This window comes from Effusibacillus lacus (assembly GCF_002335525.1).
Lineage (GTDB): Bacteria > Bacillota > Bacilli > Tumebacillales > Effusibacillaceae > Effusibacillus > Effusibacillus lacus.
On the sequence record NZ_BDUF01000106.1, the window covers coordinates 1 to 21,197 of the forward strand.

Annotated in this window: 27 protein-coding genes and 1 riboswitch; of the genes, 10 read left to right on the forward strand and 17 right to left on the reverse strand. The window is 49.0% G+C overall.

Going from position 1 to position 21,197, the window contains the following annotated elements; all coding sequences use genetic code 11:
* Positions 1 to 99: 99 nt before the first annotated feature.
* Positions 100 to 1,017, forward strand: a complete 918-nt coding sequence (locus EFBL_RS17265; protein WP_096183478.1) for a class I SAM-dependent methyltransferase — start codon at positions 100 to 102, stop codon at positions 1,015 to 1,017.
* Positions 1,018 to 1,150: 133 nt separating this feature from the next.
* On the opposite strand, the gene EFBL_RS17270 is transcribed toward EFBL_RS17265, so the two are convergent.
* The gene (locus tag EFBL_RS17270) at positions 1,151 to 1,360 is read right to left on the reverse strand and encodes a hypothetical protein (RefSeq protein WP_096183480.1); all 210 of its coding nucleotides are present in this window, start codon (positions 1,358 to 1,360) and stop codon (positions 1,151 to 1,153) included.
* A gap of 183 nt (positions 1,361 to 1,543) precedes the next feature.
* Complete coding sequence (locus EFBL_RS17275; protein WP_096183482.1) at positions 1,544 to 2,749, reverse strand: MFS transporter; 1,206 nt, start codon at positions 2,747 to 2,749, stop codon at positions 1,544 to 1,546.
* A 215-nt stretch (positions 2,750 to 2,964) separates the two neighbouring features.
* Between EFBL_RS17275 and EFBL_RS17280 the strand changes: the two genes are divergently transcribed.
* Genes EFBL_RS17280 through EFBL_RS17290 form a run of 3 tightly spaced genes read left to right on the forward strand, consistent with a single transcriptional unit; the run spans position 2,965 to position 3,985 of the window.
* Entirely contained in the window at positions 2,965 to 3,144 is a 180-nt protein-coding gene (locus EFBL_RS17280) for a spore coat associated protein CotJA (protein ID WP_096183692.1), read from the forward strand.
* The gene (locus EFBL_RS17285; RefSeq protein ID WP_096183484.1) at positions 3,131 to 3,400 is read left to right on the forward strand and encodes a spore coat protein CotJB; all 270 of its coding nucleotides are present in this window, start codon (positions 3,131 to 3,133) and stop codon (positions 3,398 to 3,400) included. The genes EFBL_RS17280 and EFBL_RS17285 overlap by 14 nt, the downstream gene beginning before the upstream one ends.
* A 15-nt stretch (positions 3,401 to 3,415) precedes the next feature.
* Entirely contained in the window at positions 3,416 to 3,985 is a 570-nt protein-coding gene (locus tag EFBL_RS17290; protein ID WP_096183486.1) for a manganese catalase family protein, read from the forward strand.
* A 52-nt stretch (positions 3,986 to 4,037) separates the two neighbouring features.
* On the opposite strand, the gene EFBL_RS17295 is transcribed toward EFBL_RS17290, so the two are convergent.
* On the reverse strand, positions 4,038 to 4,490 hold the full coding sequence (locus EFBL_RS17295; RefSeq protein WP_096183488.1) for a Fur family transcriptional regulator: 453 nt from the start codon (positions 4,488 to 4,490) through the stop codon (positions 4,038 to 4,040).
* Positions 4,491 to 4,601: 111 nt separating this feature from the next.
* Positions 4,602 to 5,210, reverse strand: coding sequence for a DUF502 domain-containing protein (locus EFBL_RS17300; protein ID WP_096183490.1), 609 nt, complete (start codon positions 5,208 to 5,210; stop codon positions 4,602 to 4,604).
* 120 nt (positions 5,211 to 5,330) lie between these two features.
* Here EFBL_RS17300 and EFBL_RS21715 point away from each other — a divergent pair, with 120 nt between their 5' ends.
* The gene (locus tag EFBL_RS21715) at positions 5,331 to 5,963 is read left to right on the forward strand and encodes a lytic transglycosylase domain-containing protein (RefSeq protein ID WP_165912529.1); all 633 of its coding nucleotides are present in this window, start codon (positions 5,331 to 5,333) and stop codon (positions 5,961 to 5,963) included.
* 115 nt (positions 5,964 to 6,078) lie between these two features.
* Here EFBL_RS21715 and EFBL_RS17310 read toward each other — a convergent pair whose 3' ends face one another.
* The 7 genes from EFBL_RS17310 to EFBL_RS17340 all read right to left on the reverse strand — a co-directional run bounded on the left by EFBL_RS17310 (position 6,079) and on the right by EFBL_RS17340 (position 11,965).
* Complete coding sequence (locus tag EFBL_RS17310; protein ID WP_096183492.1) at positions 6,079 to 7,323, reverse strand: FAD-dependent oxidoreductase; 1,245 nt, start codon at positions 7,321 to 7,323, stop codon at positions 6,079 to 6,081.
* A gap of 213 nt (positions 7,324 to 7,536) precedes the next feature.
* A complete protein-coding gene (gene cax / locus EFBL_RS17315; RefSeq protein ID WP_096183494.1) occupies positions 7,537 to 8,580 on the reverse strand; it encodes a calcium/proton exchanger in 1,044 nt (347 codons plus the stop codon).
* A 50-nt stretch (positions 8,581 to 8,630) separates the two neighbouring features.
* Entirely contained in the window at positions 8,631 to 8,894 is a 264-nt protein-coding gene (locus EFBL_RS17320) for a GIY-YIG nuclease family protein (protein WP_096183495.1), read from the reverse strand.
* A gap of 132 nt (positions 8,895 to 9,026) precedes the next feature.
* Positions 9,027 to 10,541 (reverse strand): monocarboxylic acid transporter, encoded by a 1,515-nt coding sequence (locus EFBL_RS17325; protein WP_096183497.1) that lies wholly within the window; start codon positions 10,539 to 10,541, stop codon positions 9,027 to 9,029.
* Position 10,542: 1 nt separating this feature from the next.
* On the reverse strand, positions 10,543 to 10,899 hold the full coding sequence (locus EFBL_RS17330) for a DUF485 domain-containing protein (protein ID WP_096183499.1): 357 nt from the start codon (positions 10,897 to 10,899) through the stop codon (positions 10,543 to 10,545).
* Positions 10,900 to 11,250: 351 nt separating this feature from the next.
* A complete protein-coding gene (locus EFBL_RS17335) occupies positions 11,251 to 11,580 on the reverse strand; it encodes a 2Fe-2S iron-sulfur cluster-binding protein (RefSeq protein ID WP_165912530.1) in 330 nt (109 codons plus the stop codon).
* Positions 11,581 to 11,587: 7 nt separating this feature from the next.
* On the reverse strand, positions 11,588 to 11,965 hold the full coding sequence (locus EFBL_RS17340; protein ID WP_096183503.1) for a DUF309 domain-containing protein: 378 nt from the start codon (positions 11,963 to 11,965) through the stop codon (positions 11,588 to 11,590).
* Between the two features lie 113 nt (positions 11,966 to 12,078).
* Between EFBL_RS17340 and thmT the strand changes: the two genes are divergently transcribed.
* A complete protein-coding gene (thmT, locus tag EFBL_RS17345) occupies positions 12,079 to 12,267 on the forward strand; it encodes a 2-hydroxymuconate tautomerase (RefSeq protein WP_096183505.1) in 189 nt (62 codons plus the stop codon).
* 73 nt (positions 12,268 to 12,340) lie between these two features.
* On the opposite strand, the gene corA is transcribed toward thmT, so the two are convergent.
* Together corA and acsA are read right to left on the reverse strand one after the other, a co-directional pair.
* Complete coding sequence (gene corA, locus EFBL_RS17350; RefSeq protein ID WP_096183507.1) at positions 12,341 to 13,312, reverse strand: magnesium/cobalt transporter CorA; 972 nt, start codon at positions 13,310 to 13,312, stop codon at positions 12,341 to 12,343.
* A 128-nt stretch (positions 13,313 to 13,440) separates the two neighbouring features.
* Positions 13,441 to 13,610, reverse strand: a riboswitch (M-box (ykoK) riboswitch).
* An 87-nt stretch (positions 13,611 to 13,697) separates the two neighbouring features.
* Complete coding sequence (gene acsA / locus EFBL_RS17355) at positions 13,698 to 15,431, reverse strand: acetate--CoA ligase (RefSeq protein WP_096183509.1); 1,734 nt, start codon at positions 15,429 to 15,431, stop codon at positions 13,698 to 13,700.
* Positions 15,432 to 15,598: 167 nt separating this feature from the next.
* Here acsA and EFBL_RS17360 point away from each other — a divergent pair, with 167 nt between their 5' ends.
* A complete protein-coding gene (locus tag EFBL_RS17360) occupies positions 15,599 to 16,087 on the forward strand; it encodes an inorganic diphosphatase (RefSeq protein WP_096183511.1) in 489 nt (162 codons plus the stop codon).
* Positions 16,088 to 16,154: 67 nt separating this feature from the next.
* Here the strand turns inward: EFBL_RS17360 and EFBL_RS17365 are convergent, their stop codons facing one another.
* Positions 16,155 to 16,412 (reverse strand): hypothetical protein, encoded by a 258-nt coding sequence (locus EFBL_RS17365; RefSeq protein WP_096183513.1) that lies wholly within the window; start codon positions 16,410 to 16,412, stop codon positions 16,155 to 16,157.
* 208 nt (positions 16,413 to 16,620) lie between these two features.
* Here EFBL_RS17365 and EFBL_RS17370 point away from each other — a divergent pair, with 208 nt between their 5' ends.
* The 3 genes from EFBL_RS17370 (at position 16,621) to EFBL_RS17380 (ending at position 19,909) form a co-directional block, all read left to right on the forward strand.
* The gene (locus tag EFBL_RS17370; RefSeq protein WP_096183515.1) at positions 16,621 to 17,400 is read left to right on the forward strand and encodes an ABC transporter substrate-binding protein; all 780 of its coding nucleotides are present in this window, start codon (positions 16,621 to 16,623) and stop codon (positions 17,398 to 17,400) included.
* A gap of 97 nt (positions 17,401 to 17,497) precedes the next feature.
* Positions 17,498 to 17,950, forward strand: a complete 453-nt coding sequence (locus EFBL_RS17375) for a cupin domain-containing protein (RefSeq protein WP_096183517.1) — start codon at positions 17,498 to 17,500, stop codon at positions 17,948 to 17,950.
* Positions 17,951 to 18,226: 276 nt separating this feature from the next.
* Positions 18,227 to 19,909 carry a S8 family serine peptidase gene (locus EFBL_RS17380; protein ID WP_231705858.1) on the forward strand — a complete coding sequence of 561 codons (1,683 nt, stop codon included), beginning with the start codon at positions 18,227 to 18,229 and terminating at the stop codon, positions 19,907 to 19,909.
* Positions 19,910 to 19,998: 89 nt separating this feature from the next.
* Here the strand turns inward: EFBL_RS17380 and EFBL_RS20715 are convergent, their stop codons facing one another.
* From EFBL_RS20715 to sleB, 3 genes are all read right to left on the reverse strand, one after another.
* A complete protein-coding gene (locus EFBL_RS20715) occupies positions 19,999 to 20,154 on the reverse strand; it encodes a rhodanese-like domain-containing protein (RefSeq protein ID WP_165912531.1) in 156 nt (51 codons plus the stop codon).
* Positions 20,155 to 20,162: 8 nt separating this feature from the next.
* Complete coding sequence (locus tag EFBL_RS17385) at positions 20,163 to 20,354, reverse strand: hypothetical protein (RefSeq protein WP_096183520.1); 192 nt, start codon at positions 20,352 to 20,354, stop codon at positions 20,163 to 20,165.
* A gap of 94 nt (positions 20,355 to 20,448) precedes the next feature.
* On the reverse strand, positions 20,449 to 21,165 hold the full coding sequence (sleB, locus tag EFBL_RS17390; RefSeq protein ID WP_096183522.1) for a spore cortex-lytic enzyme: 717 nt from the start codon (positions 21,163 to 21,165) through the stop codon (positions 20,449 to 20,451).
* Between the last annotated feature and the right edge of the window lie 32 nt (positions 21,166 to 21,197).

A 21,197-nucleotide genomic window follows, 5' to 3' on the forward strand; every position in this document is an offset into this window, starting at 1 on the left:
GTCAAATATTATCCATGGGTGCTTCGTGCGTCAAAAGTGAAATAGTGTGATAGAGCGAGAAAAACGAAGAAAACATTAATTTATTGAGGGAGGAGGACAATGGAAGATAGCCAAGTCAAACGTACCGCATTGATGAGCGCCTACCTTCGAGGCTACCATGCTGTGCATAATGTCCCTAAAATCTTTGATGATTTTCTAGCGTATCGTTTGCTGACAGAGGAGGAGCTAGCAGCATTTGACCAGGCAATGGTGACGGCTCTAGCCGCCATAGACCCTGCGCGCGCTGCATTGTTCCCCGACCGGGCGGACGCGGTAGCATGCATGATTCAATCCTTTTTTCCCACCTCTCTCTTTCTCAGTCGTGCACGGTATACCGAGGACAGTCTTAAAATGGCTGTCAGGCAAGGGGTGAAACAGTATGTGATCCTTGGAGCAGGAATGGATACTTTTGCGTTTCGGTGCCCGGAGATTGTTCAACATATTGAGGTATTCGAAGTCGACCATCCCACTACGCAAGCCTTTAAGCGCCGCCGCCTCACTGAGTTGGGATGGGAACCACCAGCGCATCTGCACTTTGTTCCAGTGGATTTTACGAGTGAGAATTTGGAAACGGCACTCACGAGATCATCTTATGATCGGAAGGCACCAAGCTTTTTCAGTTGGTTAGGCGTCATCCACTATTTGCCCCGCGATGCGGTGTTTACCACGTTGCGTACTATCGCCAACATCTGCCCAGCAGGCAGTAGGGTCATTTTTGATTACTGGGATACCGACGCATTCGTCGCTGAAAAAGCGGCTAAACGAGTGAAACTTATGCAGGATATGGTGCGGCGGGCAGGGGAGCCGATGCTAACAGGGCTTAACCCGTCTACTCTCGCTGAGGAACTCCAGTTTGTAGGCTTGCGTCTTCAAGAGCAATTGAGCCCATTGGAAATCCAGGAACGCTACTTCCAAGGACGTACGGACGACTATTATGCGTACGAACATGCGTACTTTGCGAGTGCGGTGGTCGAATAAAGTCTGCAGATCATTACATAAAAAAATCCTGTTTTTCTAAAAAACGACGTGCCAATGTGTGACACTTGGTACGGCATTTCAAATTTTCGATTCAAGCTTCGAAAATTACGCTGATCAGATTATCGGGCGGAAACTAGTTTCGAAATGAGGGGCAGTCGGAGATAATACGACCAAAGCCAACTACCTTTCCATTGTGGTACGCAGAAATTACATGCCAACTATTACTTATTGCTTTAAATAAATCCTCTTCCGTATAGGTTCCTTTAGCATTCCAACCTGTTGTTTCGTATAGTGGATAAAATTCTTCTTTGTCAGGTAATGAATTTTCGTATTTTATCTCCAAAAGCAACCCCTCCAATAACTTATAAACATGTAAATTAAAGCATAATTATACTATTGATTCATTAAAATTTCACTTGTTCTATTGAAATTTGCTGCCATTGATCAACAAGAAAATATCTATATTGTTTCAATTTTATGTATAACCATTCGAACTGTTGTGTTATAAAAATACATCTGCAGAAATCTAGAAATTCAAGTCTTTGCGCTTCCATACCGCCAGGAATGCCGACACAAAGAACAGACCCGCAGCAAGCAGATAAGCGGTTCGGACACCGAAAACATCCGCCACAAATCCCATCAGCAGGACGGAAAGGCCAAAGGAAGTGTACAGGATGGTTGCTTGGGCCGAAAATACCTTTGGAAGTACCGTTTCGTCTACATGCTTTTGAAAAACGGTCCGTTGCGAAATGTCCCTAAGCTGGTACGCAGGCCCCATCAGCCCACAGAGAATCAGAGCCACAACCGGACTTGAGGTAAGGGCAAAGAAGACGGTCAACACACTGAACACGAAAGACCCCGCGATCATTGACATTCCCAAACGTTGATCGACCCACCGGGAGAAAGAAAGAACCAGCAATCCGCCCAGCAGCAGCCCCAACACATATCCGGAATTGAGGAAGCCCCACCATTCTTCTCCTTTATGCAGAACTTCCTTAACATATACAAGCAATAAGGCGCCAGCCCACACCCCGTTCGCAACCCCTTCCACCAAGTCCATCATGGTAACGATCCGCAGTTGGGGTGTCCTCCAGATAGTGACCCAGCCTTCTTTCATGGCTTCCCTTTTCGAAACTTTCTTATGTGTTATCTGGTAATTCTTGGATTTTCCTTTTATAAACAGCAGAAACAGGGAGGATAGAAAGTACAGATCTAAGGTCAACCACAATGTTGATTCTCCGCCGATTTCAGCAACCACAATTCCCCCGATCCCCCAGGCAATCATTTGCACTGTCTGATCGGTGACCGACAGAACGCTGTTGGCATTTACCAGCTTGTTCTGTTCAACCAGTCTCGGGATAAAGGCGTTCCTTGCGGGAACAATCCATCCTTCCAAAAATGCAAGCATGAACACAAACCCTAACAGTCCATAGACCCATAATGAACTGTCGATTCGATCGGACAGAAAGATGAGAGGAACCAGCACAGCAATCTGACCTGCCTGAGCGGCCACCATAACCGAATGCAGCCGGCTGCTCTCCAGGACAACCGGGGCTGTCAATCCACTGATCAAGTTGGCCACAGACCGGATAAAAGGAACTGCAGCCGCATGGGTCGCACTTCCTGTCGCTTTATAGATGATCGTAACAATTGCCACCGTATACAACACGTCGGCCAATTTGGCCGCAGTTTGCCCCGCCCAAAAATACCGGAAAGGCACACTGAATCCCATCGCACTTCCCCCCTCAACATCCGACTGTATCTTGTGGACGGAAGATCACAGTCGCAAAAAACCTGTTTAATAGAAAAAGGGCTCCCGCCTAACACCGCCCATGGGTGTTTATCATATGGTAAAGTGTCTACTTTCAGAATAAGGAGGGCATTTCCTTGCACACGCAATACCGATTCTACCGCCCCTATGTCAGTCCCTTCGATCCTTGCAGGCCCATGCTGATAAAATCCTACATTGTGGCGCCCAACCTGTTCCTTGGATTCCAACCGCCCAACCTGCCCCAATTCTCCCCAATGGATGCCCTGCACCACGGCACGCTTTGGCCCATTCTTTACAGTCCGTACGAAGGTCGGGGAGACCAGGAAGGAGTGAGAATGAACGATGAGCGACCATAAGCAAATGGACAGCCGTTATTACGAGCTTCTGCACCAATTGCAGGCACTGGACTTTGTTCTGGTGGAACTGAATCTTTATCTGGACACCCATCCCAACGACCGGAATGCCATTCAGCAATACAATCAAACTGTACAGCAGAGATGGACGGTTGCGCAAGAATTTGAATCCTTGTACGGGCCTTTGATGCATTTCGGACACAGCTATTCCGGTCAGCCATGGCAGTGGGACGACTCACCCTGGCCCTGGCAGGTATAAGGGGGGAAAGCAAACATGTGGATTTATGAGAAAAAATTGCAGTATCCGGTCCGAGTCAGCAAGTGCGACCCGAGAATGGCCAGGTTTCTGATTGAACAATACGGCGGAGCGGACGGGGAATTGTCAGCTGCGCTTCGTTATCTGAACCAGCGCTATACCATACCGCCCAAAGTGGTTGGTCTGTTAACGGACATTGGAACCGAAGAATTCGCCCATCTTGAAATGATTGCGACGATGGTCTACAAACTGACAAAGGATGCGACCCCCGAGCAGCTTAAAGAAGCCGGCCTGGGGGATCACTACGCCAATCATGACAAGGCGCTTTTTTACCACAATGCGGCCGGGGTTCCCTGGACTGCGGCCTTTATTCAGACGAAAGGCGATCCGATTGCAGACCTGTACGAAGACATTGCGGCAGAAGAGAAAGCCCGCGCCACTTACCAGTGGCTGATCGACATGACAGACGATTCCGACTTGAAAGATGGCCTCAAGTTTCTGAGGGAAAGGGAAGTCATACATTCCCAGAGATTCCGGGAAGCGGTGGAACTTTTAAAAGAGGATATGGGGCAGAGAAAACTCTTCTGATCCGGGAACTAACAAAGGACGTGTATGCCACACGTCCTTTACCTTTCATTGATCAGTTGTTGGCAAATGTTTTCCTTGGAGTGGCCTGGCAATCTTCGCACAGTCCGTAATACTCCAGCCGATAGGACCGGACCTTGAAACCCGTGCGCTCCAAGTCTTTCGGAAGAATGTGTTCCACTTCAGGTGAATCCACATCCAGCACAATCCCACATTGTTCGCAAACCAAGTGTGCATGTTCCGTTTCGTTGCCGTCAAAACGGCTCGAACCGTCACCGTACGATAACTCCCGGATGACTCCCATTTTGGTCAGCGTATGCAGAGTGTTATAGACGGTTGCAAGGGATATGCCGCCCAGTGCCTTCGAAACTTCGTGATGGACTTGTTCTGCAGTCGGATGGCTGTGCGTCTCCTTCAGATACCGGAGAATCCATTGACGTTGAGGGGTCAGCCGCACACCGTTCGCACGAAGCTCCGCAATAGTCTCTTCAAATCCCAAGCGTTGCATCGTCTTCACCTGCCCTTCGATTGTTCATTTGCTGATATAATTCTAATCTTTTTATTCTTGTTATGTCAAACCAAGACAATAAATTGTCATAATTTTACCATTCGTTTGTGACTATTTTGAAAAGTTGACCGTTCCCCTGCTTCCATTCTGCCCGCTCACTCCTGCTGAAAGTATGAACCGCATGGCGTCTTCTGCCGATATATCAAGAATTTCCACATCTTCCTTCGGCACAAGGACAGTAAAACCAGCCACCTGGAACGATTGGGGCAGATAGACGGCAATGTGTCCCGACAACTGATCGGACAATTTGTCCATGTCTTCAGAAGTGACAAATCCCATCATTCGCATGGACGTATCGGGAATCCTCACCAATGCAACCTTGGCAAAGGAGCGCTTCTCCCCAAAGAAAGATTCAATCGTTTCCTTGATAATGGAATACAGGCTTTTGACAATCGGGATTCTGGCAATCAATCGTTCGAACCGGTTCAGAAGTGTTCGGGATACATATTGGGTAGCCAGCCAGCCCACCAGAGTAATCAGCACAATGCTCAGCAGAAGCCCGGAGCCGGGAATATATTCAAAGCCGCTGTCCTGATTCTTGAGGAATCGTCCCAGCAAATTATCCAGAAAATAAAAGACTTGAATCACCACGTAAATCACAAGCGCAATCGGTGTGATCGTGATAATGCCATTGGCGAAATATTTGACGACACTCTTCATTCGGCAGCCTCCTGCTCCAAAAGACCTATGACTCTTTTCAGTTTACCTTTCGGATTTGTTCTAGTAAACTATTGTCAATATACTGCCGTTTTTGACTGCAAAAGAGGTGACAGTTGCAGAATGGATACGAAAATCCTTGGAGCCTATTTTCAGATGAGGGCATTGCAATCGATGCCATTCCCTGCAGATCAAACCGACGGACAATCGGATCTGTTTAAAGAATACCTGCAAACCATGCTGGCGGAACAAGCATTGTCTCATTCCGTCCCGGCCAAATCGCAATCCGTGCCAAGAGTAGGCAAATCTGCCTTATCAAACAGAGAGATCGCCACTCAGACAATCCGAAACCACTGGCCAGGTACCGTCTCCTCGAAAGAAATTGACGGTTTGATCGAAAAATCGGCCGCCAAATACGGGGTGGACGCTGATTTAATCAGATCGGTCATCCGGCAGGAGTCGAATTTTCGTGTGGATGCCACATCCCCTGCAGGTGCCATGGGCTTGATGCAACTCATGCCTTCCACCGCAAAGGGGCTGGGAGTGACCAACGCCTATGACCCCGCGCAAAACATTGACGGCGGCACCCGCTATTTAAAAATGATGCTGGATCGTTACAATAACGATGTTTCACTTGCTCTCGCCGCTTATAACGCAGGCCCCGGCAACGTGGACAAACACAACGGGATCCCGCCGTTTGCTGAAACCCGCAATTATGTTGCCAGCATTCTGAGCAACTATCATAGTCTTACCTGAAACCTGATAGGAGGAACTTAACTGAAAGGCTCCGGATGCATGCGTCCGAAGCCTTTCTTTTTGACTTACGATCTATTTCAGAAATCCCCTGTCCCCTTCTTCCATCTAGCCGGGATTAGCTGTACTGCGGAATCAGCTTGTTCCGCTTATTGACATACGCGTCGGCACCCATTGCTACAATCGCTCCGTCAGCGGCTGCCACAACTGCCTGCTTGACCGGTGTGCGGCGCGCATCGCCCCCGGCGAATACACCTTCCAGGTTCGTTCTCAGGAAGTCGTCCACTTCAATGTAACCGTCTGCATCCCGCTTCACTTCATCCCCCAGGAATTCGGTGTTCGGCTTGTTGCCTGCCATATAGAAGAACACGCCATCCAATTCATACGTCACTTGTTCTCCGTCCGGCTTTTGCACCAATACCCCTTCAAACTTGTCAGTACCTACCACTTCCCGGACCCGGTGCTGCCAGAGAACCTCAATGTTGCTGATAGGCTCAACCGCCCGGATATCCGCCTCCCCTTGCAGTCTCTTGGTAGGAATAAAGAAGTAGACCTGTTTGGCAAATTTGGAAAGGGCAATCGCCTCCATCAGGGCTTCTTCATTATCCCCTGCAACACCTACAATTCGGTCTTGGAAGAATGCTCCATCACAGGTGGAACAATAACTTACGCCACGACCGGTGAACTCTTCCTCGCCCTTAATCTTCTTGTTGTTTCCTCTTGCTCCCACCGCGATAAACACCGACTTTGCTTTAATCGTTCCTTCCGGAGTTTTCAACTCTTTGATCTCATCTTTCAGGTTGGCGGACAGGACTGATGTTCGGACAAATGTCGCGCCAAATCCCTTTGCCTGCCGGCGGATCCGGTCAACCAGTTCAAGACCGGTCAACTCTTCATTCACACCGGGATAATTTGCAATCTTATGGGTAATTGCCAGAGCACCGGCACCCGGGGCCTTGTCAAGCACAACCGTCTTCATTCTGCCCCGGGCAGCGTAAACGGCAGCGGAAGCACCTGCAGGGCCCGAACCGATGATGGCCAGATCATACACTTCACGAAACAGACCCTCGGATACCGGAGAAAAAATCTCGGATGTGTCCTGTTCCGGGTCGTTTGACTTGCCAGCTTCTTCCGTAAGCCCGAGATACTCTTTCATCTTGTTGGGACGGTACCCTATAAACGCTTCTCCGTCGATGAAAGTGACGGGAGTGGAGAACATGCCTTTCTCATGCAAATCATTAAAGAAATCGGGATTCTCGGTAACATTTCTCTCTTCATATTCAATGCCCCAGTTTTTAAGATCGTTCTTGATCTTCTCGCAGTAGGGACACCCAGTGCTTGAGTAAACAATCGCTTTCTTCATGATTCTGGTTTCCTCCTTTTTCTTACTATTATCCCGCGTTCTGGTTTTTAATCCTTAGTTTATATTAATTCTAATATAGAAATAACTTTATCGAAATTCCTCTTGGAAGTCAATGTCAGTTTGTCGGTTTTGTAAGCCAGCCCACATTTCCATGCTCAAAAAACCAGAAAGGTACAGTCTGACTTTGAGACTGTACCCTGAATTGCCAAACGTCTACAAGAAATAGAAGCCAATACCGATAATCAGGTAGGCGCCAAGAGCCATTGCGCCCTCCAACCAGTTGGACTCCCCGTCGTTCGCCAGGAAGGCTGTCAACAAGACGGCCAATGTCATGGCCGCCAGTTCCGGCCAGGTAAAGACCAAAGGCAACGGCTGGCCGATGATGAGACCTGCAAACACGAGCACCGGTGCGACGAACATGGCGATTTGCAGAGAACTTCCGACAGCAATCTCCAGCGACAAGTCCATCCGGTTCTTGTAAGCCATCAGAATCGCCGAACTGTGCTCAGCTGCGTTGCCAATAATGGCTACAATGATCACGCCGATAAATACCTCTGACCAACCGAAAGTGTGGGAGACGGTCTCAATCGTGTGCACCAGGGTCTCCGATACATAGGCAACCGCCAAGGTGGCAAGAGCCAGGATCAGAGATGCTTTGCCCATTGTCCATTCGGCTTCCTCTTCCTCCATGCCATCCGTATAGCTGAACAAGTGTTTGTGGGTAAACAGAGCAAAATATAATCCCAACAGATACAACGTCAGCGAGACAATGGCCACCCCAATGCTCAGTTTGTTCCCAATGCCCGGATGATAATTGTTAAAAATCGCCGGAATGATCATGGCGATTACCACGCCCAACATCATCATGGACGAATTGGTTCGGGCTATGGATGCGTTGAACTTCTGGACAGGATACTTCAGTCCTCCCACCAGAAAACTGAGTCCGGCAACAAGCAACAAGTTCCCGATCACCGAACCGGTCAATGAAGCCTGCACCACCTGAGTCAACCCTTTACGCAGAGCAAAAAAGGCGATGATCAACTCAACAGCGTTGCCAAAGGTTGCGTTTAACAACCCCCCAATACGCGGGCCACTGTGAATCGCTATACTCTCCGTCGCTCGCCCCATATAACTGGCCAGCGGAAGAATGGTGACGGAAGCCAGAACGAACAGCAATACTTCGCTAAAGTGTAGAAAATTTCCGATGACTGTCAAAGGAAGAAAGATAACCAACAATAAGATCCATACTTTCTGCAACGTACTCCATCCCCATTTCGTGAAATTCCGGTCTGCTTACATTTTGCTCCCTATCTATCTTTACCCAGGAGGCAAATGGATTGAATCAATGCCTCTTTCTGCCTGCGGTCCATTTTTTTGATTGCATGTTCGCGGCGCAAGGCGGTTGATTTATCGGTACAAACCTCAATATAGCGCAACCGGACCGGGCCCCGGCCACGGGTGTATTTTGCCCCGCCCCCTTTGTTATGCTCTTCCAGCCGCTTTTTGATGTCCACTGCATACCCGGTATAGAGTGTGCCGTCTTTGCACTGGACAATATACACATAATTCATGGTTGGATCCCGACCCCGATTTTTATGGAAAATATACCACAAAGTGGTTCAAACGGCAAAAAACATGTAACTTGTGACCATTAAAAAAAGGATTGGAGCAAAAACCCCAACCCAATTTCCGTAATGAATAATTTACTTATCTACACCATACCCAGTATTCGCACGGACATAAATTTCGCTGAACTTCTCTTCCGCCTTCTGATCCTTACCTATAAGCGAACCGATAATAGCTGCCAAGAACCCGAGTGGGATCGACACAATACCCGGATTCTGCATCGGGAAGATTGCATTCTTGCCCATTACACCCTGACCGATGAAGGTAAACAGCAGTGCAGAAACGAGACCTACCAACATTCCGACGACGGCTCCAGTTGTGGTGAACCGTTTCCAGAATACGGTCAACAAAATCACCGGAAGGTTTGCGCTGGAAGCCACTGCAAATGCAAGCGCCACCATGTATGCGACGTTCATTCCGTTTGCAGCGATACCAATGATAATTGCCAGGATGCCTACTACAAACGCGGTAATCCGGGCTACCTTGATCTGCTCCTGTTCAGTTGCTTTTCCTCCGCGGATCACATTCGTATAGAAGTCATGGGCGAACGCGGAAGAAGCTGCAATCGTCAAGCCTGCCACAACAGCAAGAATCGTAGCAAATGCAACCGCCGCGATAAACGCCATCATAAAGTCGCCGCCCAATGCCTTTGCCAACAGCGGAGCCGCCATGTTACCGCCTTTGTCAACCGCCAGAATTGCCTCTTTGCCAACGAGGATAGCAGCACCAAAACCGAGGAAGGTGGTCATTACGTAGAAGGAACCAATGATCCACATCGCCCAGACAGTGGATTTCCGTGCTTCTTTAGCGTTCGGAACCGTGTAGAAACGCATCAGAATATGCGGCATGCCGGCAGTTCCAAGAACCAGAGCAAGACCGAGCGAAATCTGATCCAGCGGATTGGTGAACCTGAGGCCCGGCTCCAGGAATTTTGTTCCGTACATCGAAGCCGCTTTGTCGAACATGTCACCCACGTTAAAGTTGAACTTGGAGAGAACCAGGATCGAGAGTACAATCGTACCACCCATCAAAAGAACCGCTTTGGTAATCTGTACCCAAGTGGTTGCCAGCATTCCGCCAAACACCACATAAAGGACCATCAGGGTTCCCACGATTATAATTGCCCAGTTATACGGAATCCCCAAGAGCAATTTAATCAAACCGCCCGCACCGACCATTTGGGCGATCATATAGAAAGTGGAAATCACAATCGTTGAGAGGGCCGCCACGGAGCGAACCGGCTTTTCGTTCAGACGGGACGCCAAAACGTCAGCCATTGTGTACTTCCCGGTATTTCGGAGCGGTTCCGCGACCAAGAGAAGAACTGTCAGATAAGCAACCAACCAACCTACGGAATACATGAATCCGTCATAACCACTGAGAGCGATCATACCTGCGATTCCAAGGAAGGAAGCGGCGCTCATGTAGTCACCCGCAATCGCGATACCGTTTTGCCAACCCGGAATTGAGGCGCCTGCAGCATAGAATTCACTTGTCGTATGTGTGCGTTTGGCAGCCCAATAAGTAATAATCAATGTGATTGCAACAATAACAAGGAAAAGTCCAAACGCTAATCCGTTAAAATCTTTCATTTTACAGTCCTCCTCTCATATTCTTGCGCATTTCGGAGGCAGTATGATCAAACTCGTCTGCTTTTTTCGCATACAAATGTGCCAATGCCCAAGCCATTACAAATTGGGACAAAGCGAACAAATAGCCGAAATTAATAGAATCGGTAATCTTTGTCGCCATCAGCGGTTTTGCATATCCGGCCAAAATGGGAAGTGCAAAATAATACACAATAAAGAAAATTGTTGCTGGAATCAGAAAAGCTCTTTTCTTTCTGACCAGCTGCTGAAATTGAGCAGACTCAGCGATTTTTTCCCACTCGGTTTGCGGACGTGCACCCTTGGCGGAAGCGCTTACATCTGAATTCAGGTTTGCTTGCATGCTTCTCCCCCATTTCTTTTATTAGTTTGATTCGTTAGTTGTGTTTGATGGAATTTATATACCTATCAAATTGTTCTGATAATTCCATCGCAGAAACAAGTATACCATGGCCCCCAAAAAACACACAATAATTTATTTCACATTTCTGTCAAACTGATTATTTGTATTTTTCCGAATAATAAAATCTCTTCTAATTTAAATATAATAACAAACCGCCTGGATAAACATGCGAACCCCAACTGCTGTTCATTCTTTCTGACATAATGACCTGACCCCAAGCCTGCGGAAACGGCAAAGATCAGATAAACGGGTTGAATAGAAACCGGGAAGGATCACCCTTCCAGGGGGCTCTTATTGTGGTTTCAGGTGCTGTTTTACGATTCGTTGCAAAGGAGACTCGGGTACGGTAAGAGTGGATTCGCCCGTTACCCGACATTGGCATGACAGGCGGAAACCGTCCCCAATTTCCTCCTGGCTCAACAGTCTCTCTTCCCATCTGGTCAAGGACGAGAGAGGAAACTGGCTGTCGATCCGGGCTTTGCACGTCCCGCAGCTCCCCTTCCCACCGCACCGGTGCTGAAGGGGCACACGTGCCAGTATGGCGGCAGTCAAAAACATCGTGCCGGTTCGAACTTCCACTGATTTATTATGGGGCATGATCCTTACCTTACTCTTCTTCATTTCTGATTCATTCCTCCAACAATTGGATGCGTATTCCCGGTATGCCAAGCCTTTCCACTTCATCCCGCTCCATTTCGGACACATCGGGAATTATGGCCAGACATTCCTCGATATAATCAATTACTTTCCTCACATCGACCAGGCGGAAATGGGGCAAATAGGGTGTTAACAAAAATTTGGCCCGCTCAAACAGGTACCTGGAGCCTTTGATATTCCCGTTCCTGAGATGGAAAATCGCAACAGCCACCTGGATCAATCCTTTGTAAAAGTCGATCCGGTCGGTGTGCCAAAGGTCTTCCAGCACCTCATGGGCTTCGAAGTAGTTCTCTTCATTAAGATATCTCAGGTAATCGAGAAATTCTTGGGGAATTGATTCTTCCATCATGAAACACCTTCCATTGACATCATTTTACCATCCGTACAAAACCTTGTTATAATTAGTGGGATGAAATCTATAGGGTTTCAGCGTAACTATTACATACCTGGGAGGTTGCCGATATGCCTTTTATCACCATCGAAATGAAGGAAGGCCGCACACTTGAACAAAAAAGAAGACTGACCGCCGAAGTGACCAGGCTGGTCAGCGAGATTTGCGAAGTTCCGGAAGACCGGGTCTGGGTATTCATTGAGGATCTCAAGAGCGATTCCTTCGGAAAAGGCGGCAAGCTGGTCATCGACGAAAACTGATAGAGTGCGTTGCAAGTCTTTACCCTCAATTATAGAGAGCCATGCGGAAAGAATCCACATGGCTCTCTTTTGCTTAAATCCACTTTTTCTCGCGAAACACCTTCAGCATGCCAAATGTCATGACTCCCAGCAACAAGGTGATGAGAACAGTGGAAATCCAATGGTCCGAAAAGGGGAGCGGCACATTCATCCCGAAAAATCCCGTGATAAAGGTCAGAGGCATCGCCACCGTCGATATGATGGTCAGCACCCGGATTGTATCGTTGGTTCGGGCTGTCACCAGCGAATAATAGGTCTCCATGGCACCGGATACCAAATCCCGGAACACTTCCAGCGAGTCGGAAATACGCTCCAGATGATCCACAAGGTCGATAAAGTACGGAACGTTGTCTTCCTGTACGTCAAACGAGTAACGGCCGCCCACATTGGCAAAGATCCGTTTCTTTGGCTGAATGACCCGTCGAATGAGTACGATAGTCCGCTTCAATGCAAGGAACTCTTCCGTTATCTCCTGCGCAGGATGTTCGTACATTTCGTCTTCCAGTTCATCAATACGGGTGGAAATACGTTCCATGATCGGGAAGTATTCGTCAGTGATCCCGTCGACTATAGAATACAAAAGGAAATCAGGCCCTTTGTTCATATAATGCGGCTCCCGAAGGGAACGGGCTGCAATTCGTCCAATCGAATGAAGCGGGTTCTGGTGAACGGTCACGATGTAGTTTTTGCCAAGGAACACATTCAATTCCTCCGTGGTAATTTCCCGTTCGCTTTCTTCATCGTACCGCAGTGCGTGAAAGACGAAGAAATAATAATCGTCATAGTTGTCCACCTTGGAACGGGGAGAATCGTGCAGGCAGTCCTCAATGGCCAACGGATGGAAATCGAAGATGGCTCCCACAAACTTCAGTTCATCCACGGTGCAGTTGTACAGGTCAATCCACAGCAGGTTGTTCTCGTGCTGAAGCAGTTCCCCTTTTCGCAGCAAGTCGACATCATGGTACATTTTCTTGTCTTCATGGTTGTAGAAATAGGTTTTGATCATGTCGCTCCCCCCCTTTCCGAATGAGGTTCTGGATTTAGAGTATGCAAAAATCAAAAAGAGCCCTCATATAGTTGAAGGCTCTGATTCAAACGCACGGCACATTCAAAGAATGTCGGACTGCTCCGATCCGCCTTCTCCACTCGTCCAAGCTTTAGCACATACATAGCTAGAACCAACCGGTTCAGCCACATTAGGTAAAACCTTAAGCCGGTAGTACCTGTTGACCCATTGGCGTCTCTCGACGTTTCCGGGTAGTGGCGTATGATCTATGCAGAAGCCTCACCTAACGAAGAATCGTATAAGGTTTTGCTAGTTTCATTATAGTCCCGCAGACTTTAGGCGTCAACCTGTCAACCATCATGGCAGAAAAGTTGTTGGGGTATCTCTAATCTTCCATAGTGGAGAGGTCGCCCGTTGGCAGCCCCAGTTCCCATGCTTTGAGAACACGGCGCATGATTTTTCCCGACCGGGTCTTCGGCAGCTTGTCGCGGAATTCGATCTCCCTTGGTGCCGCATGGGCTGCAAGGCCGGTTTTCACGAACCGGGCAATGTCCTGTTTCAATTCATCACTCGGTTCATATCCTGCCCGAAGCGAGATAAACGCCTTGATAATCTCCCCGCGGACAGGATCCGGCTTGCCAATAACACCGGCCTCCGCCACTGCGGGGTGTTCCACCAGCCGGCTTTCCACTTCAAACGGACCCACCCGCTCGCCCGATGTATTGATTACATCATCGACCCGTCCCTGGAACCAGAAGTATCCGTCCTCATCTTTATAGGCAGAATCCCCTGACACATACCAGCCATTGATCTGGAAGTATTCCTGATATTTGGCCGGGTTGTTCCAGATCTGCCGCATCATGCCAGGCCACCCTGCCCGGATGGCCAGGTTGCCCATGCGGTTTGCCGGAAGCTCGTTGCCCTGGTCGTCCACAATGGCAGCGTAAATGCCTGGCAGCGGCTTCCCCATGGAACCCGGCTTAATCGGCAGGCAGGGGAAATTGCTGATCATGGTAGACCCCGTCTCCGTCATCCACCAGTTATCGTGAATGCGCTGCCCAAACGCCTGCAGTCCCCAACGGAAAACTTCAGGGTTCAGAGGTTCCCCCGCAGACAGGATATGACGAAGGGAGGAAAGGTCAAACTGTTTGACAACGTCAACACCGGCTCCCATAAGCATCCGAAAAGCCGTTGGAGCTGAGAACCAGACCGTCACCTTGAACCGCTGGATGGTGTCGTACCAGTCCTCAGGCTTGAAGCGGCCGCCGCGAAGCACCATTGTCACCCCGTTTAACCACGGTGCAAACATGCCGGCAGAAGTTCCCGTCACCCATCCAGGGTCGGCGGTGCACCAATAGATGTCCTCCTCCCGGAGATCATACACCCACCGGCCGGACCGGTGCTGGTGGATCATGGCATTGTGGACATGCACCACACCCTTGGGTTTTCCGGTGGAACCGGATGTATAGTGAATAATATAAGGATCCTCACGATCCATCCACTCGATTTGAAAATCTGCCGGTGCAGACTGCATTTCCTGTTCGTAAGACACTTCACCGGGACCCACTGCATCGGCCCCGACCAGAATCAAGTACTTGAGTTCCGGCAGTTCCTCACGCAGTATTCTTTTCTTCAGGGCGGGAGTGGTGACGACTGCTACCGCACCGCTGTCTTCCAAACGGTCTTTGACTGCCGCCTCCATGAAAGCCTCAAACAGCGGGCCGGCAATCGCCCCGATTTTTACAATTCCCAGCAGGGCCACATAGAGTTCCGGACAACGCGGCATGTAGATAAAGACCCGATCGCCCTTGCCAATCCCTTTTGATCGCAGAACATTGGCAAACTTGTCGGAAAGTGCTTTCAAATCGGCAAATGTGTAGGACTCCTCCCGGTGGTCATCCTTGAACAGCAAGGCTGTCTTGTTTTTGCGCCAGGTTGCTGCGTGCCGATCGATCGCTTCATGGGCAATATTCACTTTCCCTGTATCGTACCAGCTAAACACCCGCTCTTCTTCTTTCCAATCAGCAATCCGGTACATTTCGTCATAGTTTGACAGATTGAAAGCGGTTGCGGTTACCCCGGCCCATTCCTGCGTCTGTTCCTTAGAAACTTTCTCCATTTCTTCTCCCTCCCGTAATAATCTAAATATTTATTATTTTTTCTCATATTGTATCACATAAGGCGGCACCCGTCAGCATGGCAGAACCGGGACAATCATTTGTCACAAAAAACCTTTGTTGCTATAATGAGGGAGTGAATTTTTGGATTTCAAGGAGGCAAAGCCCGATGGCAAACAGTTTGGTTGTAGACGCTTTTATCGAAATTCCTACCGGCAGTCAGAACAAATACGAATTTGACAAGGAGACAGGCCGCTTCAAACTTGACCGGGTTCTCTTTTCGCCCATGCACTATCCGACCGAATACGGTTATATCGAGAACACACTGGCTGAAGACGGGGATCCGCTCGACATTCTTGTCATTACTTCTTTTCCCACCTTCCCGGGTTGTGTGATCGAATCGCGAGTGATCGGCGTTCTGCTGATGACCGACGACAAGGGAAAAGACGAAAAATTGCTGGCGGTTCCCACCGAAGATCCGCGCTTCAAAGAAGTACACAGCCTGGACGATGTAGCGCCTCATGTTCTGAAAGAAATCGCCCACTTCTTCCAGGTATACAAAGACCTTGAAAACAAGAAGGTCACCATCGACGGATGGCAGGGCGCTGACGTGGCTGCCCGTCTTCTGGAAGAATGCAAAGCGCGTTACGGTAAATAAGACATAAAGTAAAAGAGGGCTGTTCCTCATTACCATTGAGGTACAGCCCTTTGTGATTCTTTAAAGGTCATTGGAACATACGGAACCCGCGGTTCTTCAACGTCCGGATCGCAAACGCGCTGGCAAATGCGCCAAACGCCACCAGCAGCAGAAGAATCCAATCCACAAGCTGCAGGCTTTGCTCCACCTTCAGCATAATGTAAACAAACAGCGCCAAAAACGCGATTCCACTGCTCATCCAGAACTTGGTCAGCATGTTCAGGATAAAGCCCACCCCGAAAGACACAATGAGAGCCAACAACGCCAACAGAATAATCATGACCATTGCAAATCACCTCAACTTCCGCAACCTACTCGCCCTCCATTGTACACGACAGTTCTTTGCAGGACAATTGTTTCGCGAAATAGGAGCAGGGCAATAGGTATGACGGAAATCTAAAGCTCTGGTTGGATTGGTGCATTCACGATAGAATAAAAGAACCAATTGCTAAAGGAGGGGGCTGGTCCGTGCAAACCACAGGACCGGGTATGGTATGCGTATCATATCGATTTGCCCAAGTAACACGGAAATTCTTTTCTTCCTGGGACTGATGGATCAAGTTGTCGCCATTGACGATTATTCGGACTGGCCGGTGCCAGAGACCGGCAAATTGCCCAAGCTGGGCCCTGACCTCAACATTGACATGGACAAATTGGAAAGCTTCCGTCCTGATCTGGTAATTGCTTCCCTGTCAGTTCCCGGAATGGAGAAGAATGTCCAACGGCTTGCAGAGCGAGGCATTCCCCATATCGTCCTTAACCCCAAGACAATCGAAGACATTTATGCGAATATTCGACTGGTGGCTGCCCATACATCATCCGAAGCAAAAGCGGAGGAATTGATTGCTTCCCTGCGGTTACGAGTGGATCGTGTTAAGGAGAAAGCGGGTAAACGAAGCTATACGCCCCGTCTCTATTGGGAATGGTGGCCCAGGCCTTACATCTCACCCGCCCGCGATACTTGGCTGACCCAGATTAGTGAGCTTGCCGGGGGCGTGAATATTTTTGCCGATCACCCCGGTGACCGGTTCCTGACGCAAACAGGGGAAGAGATTGTGGAGCGCCGTCCCGATTTTATAATGGCAGTTTGGCCGGGAGTCAAACCCGACAAGATCGACCGGGGAAAAATTCTCTCCCGTGCGGGATGGGAGCAAGTCCCCGCCATCCGGAACAACAGGATTCATGTGCTGGAAGAGCGTTTGTACTGCCGCCCTTCCCCATTGTTGATTGAAGGCTTGGAGGAGTTGGCAGGAATCCTGCACGCCCTCTTTTAATGTATCTTCCCTTACATTTTTACACAGTCTTTTCAATATAATGGTAAACAGGAGACAACTAGACCTTACCAGGAGAACCAATACAGGGAGGATCTTTATGGACGGTGCGCAACTCGAAAAAAAGCAGGGGCAGAATTATTCCGCGGTAAATGTGGGGAAATGGGAAAAACTTGATCAATACACAGTGGGTCCCAAGAAGAACCCAGGCAAGCTGTTTTTGCTCGAAGTACTGCAATTGACCGGAATGGAAGTCTCTCTTAACAAGCTGGGACCCGGCAAGCAGGTGCCCTTCTACCATTCACACAAAGAAAACGAAGAACTTTATCTGTTTATAAAAGGGAAAGGGCAATTTCAGATTGACGGAGAAATCCTTGATGTGGAAGAAGGAACCGTAATTCGGGTGGCTCCCGAAGGAGTTCGGACCTGGCGCAACCATTCAACCGAAGACCTCTATTATGTAGTGATTCAGGCCAAAGCCAACAGCCTTACTGCCTATACCGCCACTGACGGGGTGATTCCTGACAAGAAAGTCGAGTGGCCGGAAGTGTAACGTGATTCGTTCGCGGAAAGTTGATAAGGAATTCATCGAAGCCAAAACGGGGATCTGCTAAAAATCCCCGTTTGCTTATTTCTGGGCTTCAGTTGATTCTCGCAACGGCCGTTCACCCCGTTGACCGGCTCCTAACGCAAACAAGGGAAGAGATTGTGGAGCGCCGTCCCCATTAAAAATAAAAAGTTTTCCGAAAAGACTATTGCAAAACAACCTTTTGGCCTTATAATTAAATTATGCTATATCTAGATAGCATATTATTATACTTATGGGGAGATGAGAGATTTGAAGAAAAAATTGGTCGCCAGTCTCACCGCAAGTGTATTGGTTCTTGCCTCAATCACAGGTGTCTCCGCCCAGAACTCAGCTAAACAAGCAGATCCTGCTCCGCAAAAAATTCCGGTAATCGCTGATCTCAACAAAAACAAACTGTTTGACAATCTGGAAGAACTGCTAGTTTCTGCTCAACCAGGCGACAGAATTCCTGTCATCGTGATGTTCAATCAAGCGTTTAACGATCACTCGTATGCAGATTTGGAAACAAAAATTGGAGCGTTTGCGGCAAAATTCAAGTATGATGCGGCGTTCCACGGGTTTGCGGCGGAGTTGACAAAAGGGCAAATTGACGCTTTGCAGAAAATGCCTTTTGTAAAGCAAGTCGAATACGATATGCCTGTAGAAGTTACGATGAATACGGCCAAAACTTGGTTTGGTTCAGAAAAGGCAAGCACCGATTTCGGTCTTACTGGCGACCGTGACGGCAATCCGACTTCCTACAGCAAGAATGATGTCGTTGTGGCAATCATTGACACCGGGATTGACGGAGCCCACGCCGACCTTGACGGCGGCAAGATTATCGGCTGGAAAGATTTGGTCAATAACCAGACCACTCCCTATGATGATAACGGTCACGGAACGCACGTCGGCGGAATTGTGGCAGGTACCGGTGAAGGAAACGCCGCATATAAAGGTGTGGCACCGGGAGCAGCTCTCGTTGGCATCAAAGTGCTTGACAAACGTGGAAGCGGGTCAATGAGCACCGTTGACGCCGGTATTAACTGGGCTATTCAAAATAAAGACGTTTATGGTATCAAAGTCATCAATCTGTCTCTTGGAACCAGTGGAAGCTCCGATGGTACAGACTCCACTTCAACGGCAGTGAATACCGCGTTTGCAAACGGCATCCTGCCGGTTGTCGCCGCCGGAAACTCCGGTCCTGCACGCTACACCATCGGGTCACCCGGTGCCGCAACAGACGCATTGACGGTAGGCGCGTTTGCAGATGTTGGTGAGAACGGTTTTAACGTAACCGACTTCTCCAGCCGCGGTCCGACAAAAGACAACCGGATCAAACCGGATATCATGGCGCCAGGGTTTAACATAACCGCACCCAAAACAAACTCAACCAATCTTTACATTACGTACAGCGGTACTTCCATGGCAACCCCGTTTACCGCTGGAGTAGCCGCTTTGATGCTCGATGCAAACTACGCCCTGACGCCGGCTGACCTGAAAACCAAAATTACAGGTACAGCCCAAGACTGGGGTCCTGCAGGTCAAGACATCGATTATGGGCATGGTCGTTTGCAAGCTTATGAAGCGATCAAATCCGCAGGCGGATTTACAGGAACTGGTCCCGTAGTTCCAAATCATTCATTCGTCAGCGGTACACTCACAGGTGGTGGAACGTCCAAGACCTACTCCCACAACGTAACTTCGGTAGACTACCCGGTTGCAACCACCTTGATCATAAAAAATTGGACCAGTGGAATCTTTGGCGGTTCTCCCGACTTCGATCTTTATGTATATAACCCAAGCGGAACATTAGTAGGTCAAGCGGAAGGAACAAAACGCCAGGAGCTTGTTACCTTTAATCCAACCGTTGCCGGAACCTATACTATCAAGGTCTATTCTTACAGCGGTTCGGGTGATTACTTGCTCGATGTAAGCTCAAAGTAAGCTGGATTATGCCAAACAAACAGGCACGCCTCTTAAGATAAGGCGTGCCTGTAATATTCCTTCTGCAGACGGCATCAAACTGTGAAAGCCTATAATTCTCCTTTTTTCAAAAGATGCTTGGTTCCGGTTGTTTCCGCATGGCGTTCAATTTCGGCCATTCCGCCCAGCGCGTTGGTTACATCCGTGAATCCGTTCTGTAGCAGGTACAGCATTACGCGGGAGGAACGGATTCCTTTCTCTTCCATAAGATATCCTATTCCGTCCGGTTTCTTCTGACCAACCGGAACCCAATGTCCACCACCCAGACAATGATGAGGAAAAAAGCGCACAGTCCGATGATTTGCCCGGCCAGTTTGAACTGAAACAGGTTGTAAAACAGCTCCCCCACCTGTAAAAATCCCAGCACCGCCGCTGCATACATCCAGTTTTGAATTTTACCGGCCATCGTCCATTCCTCCGACGTTCTCATTGGTTTGGGTCTGCCTCACTTGATATGTATCACGAAAAAAGGGCGTTGGTCAAACGCCCTTTTTTCGCTTCTACCTTGTAAAGATGTGCTTTCCAATTCGCTTGATCTGCGGTCGGCTCCAAATCCACCTGGAAGTGGCGGTTGCCGGGTTGAAATAATACAAGGCGCCTCCGGAAGGATCCCAGCCGTTTATGGCGTCCAAAGCAGCCTTTCTCGCGGTGGAGTTCGGCTCAAGCCAGATTTGTCCGTCCGCGACTGCCGTAAAGGCACCCGGTTGAAAAATCACGCCCGCTACCGTTTTGGGAAACCGGCGGTGGTCAACCCGGTTCAGCACCACTGCCGCCACGGCCACCTGTCCAATATAAGGTTCTCCCCTCGCTTCCCCATAGACGGTTCGCTGCAGCAAGCGGATGTCGTTGGCAGAGAATCTTCCGGTGGCAGTTGTTCCTGTGCCGCCCGGCCGCCAATTTTTCGTGGCTTTCCAGAGCATCAGTTTCGTTTTGGGTCCCAGAATTCCGTCTACCCGCAGCCCGAATTTGTACTGGAAGTTCCTTAACGCCCAGTAGGTTTGCGTGCCAAAGATTCCGTCAATCGGCCCTTTGTAAAACCCCAAATATTTGAGACGCCCCTGCAATTCCCATACGTCCCCTCCACGGGCACCTCTATAGACAGTGGTTTTACTAAAAGCGGGCACCGCTTGCGATTTGACGGAGGATGCCTGCGGCAGACAGAAACCGGACAATAGGACGACAAAGATTAGAAGGATCAGGTATCGCTGTTTTGTCATACCTATATCTTGCGATGGAACTTCTCCCTCTA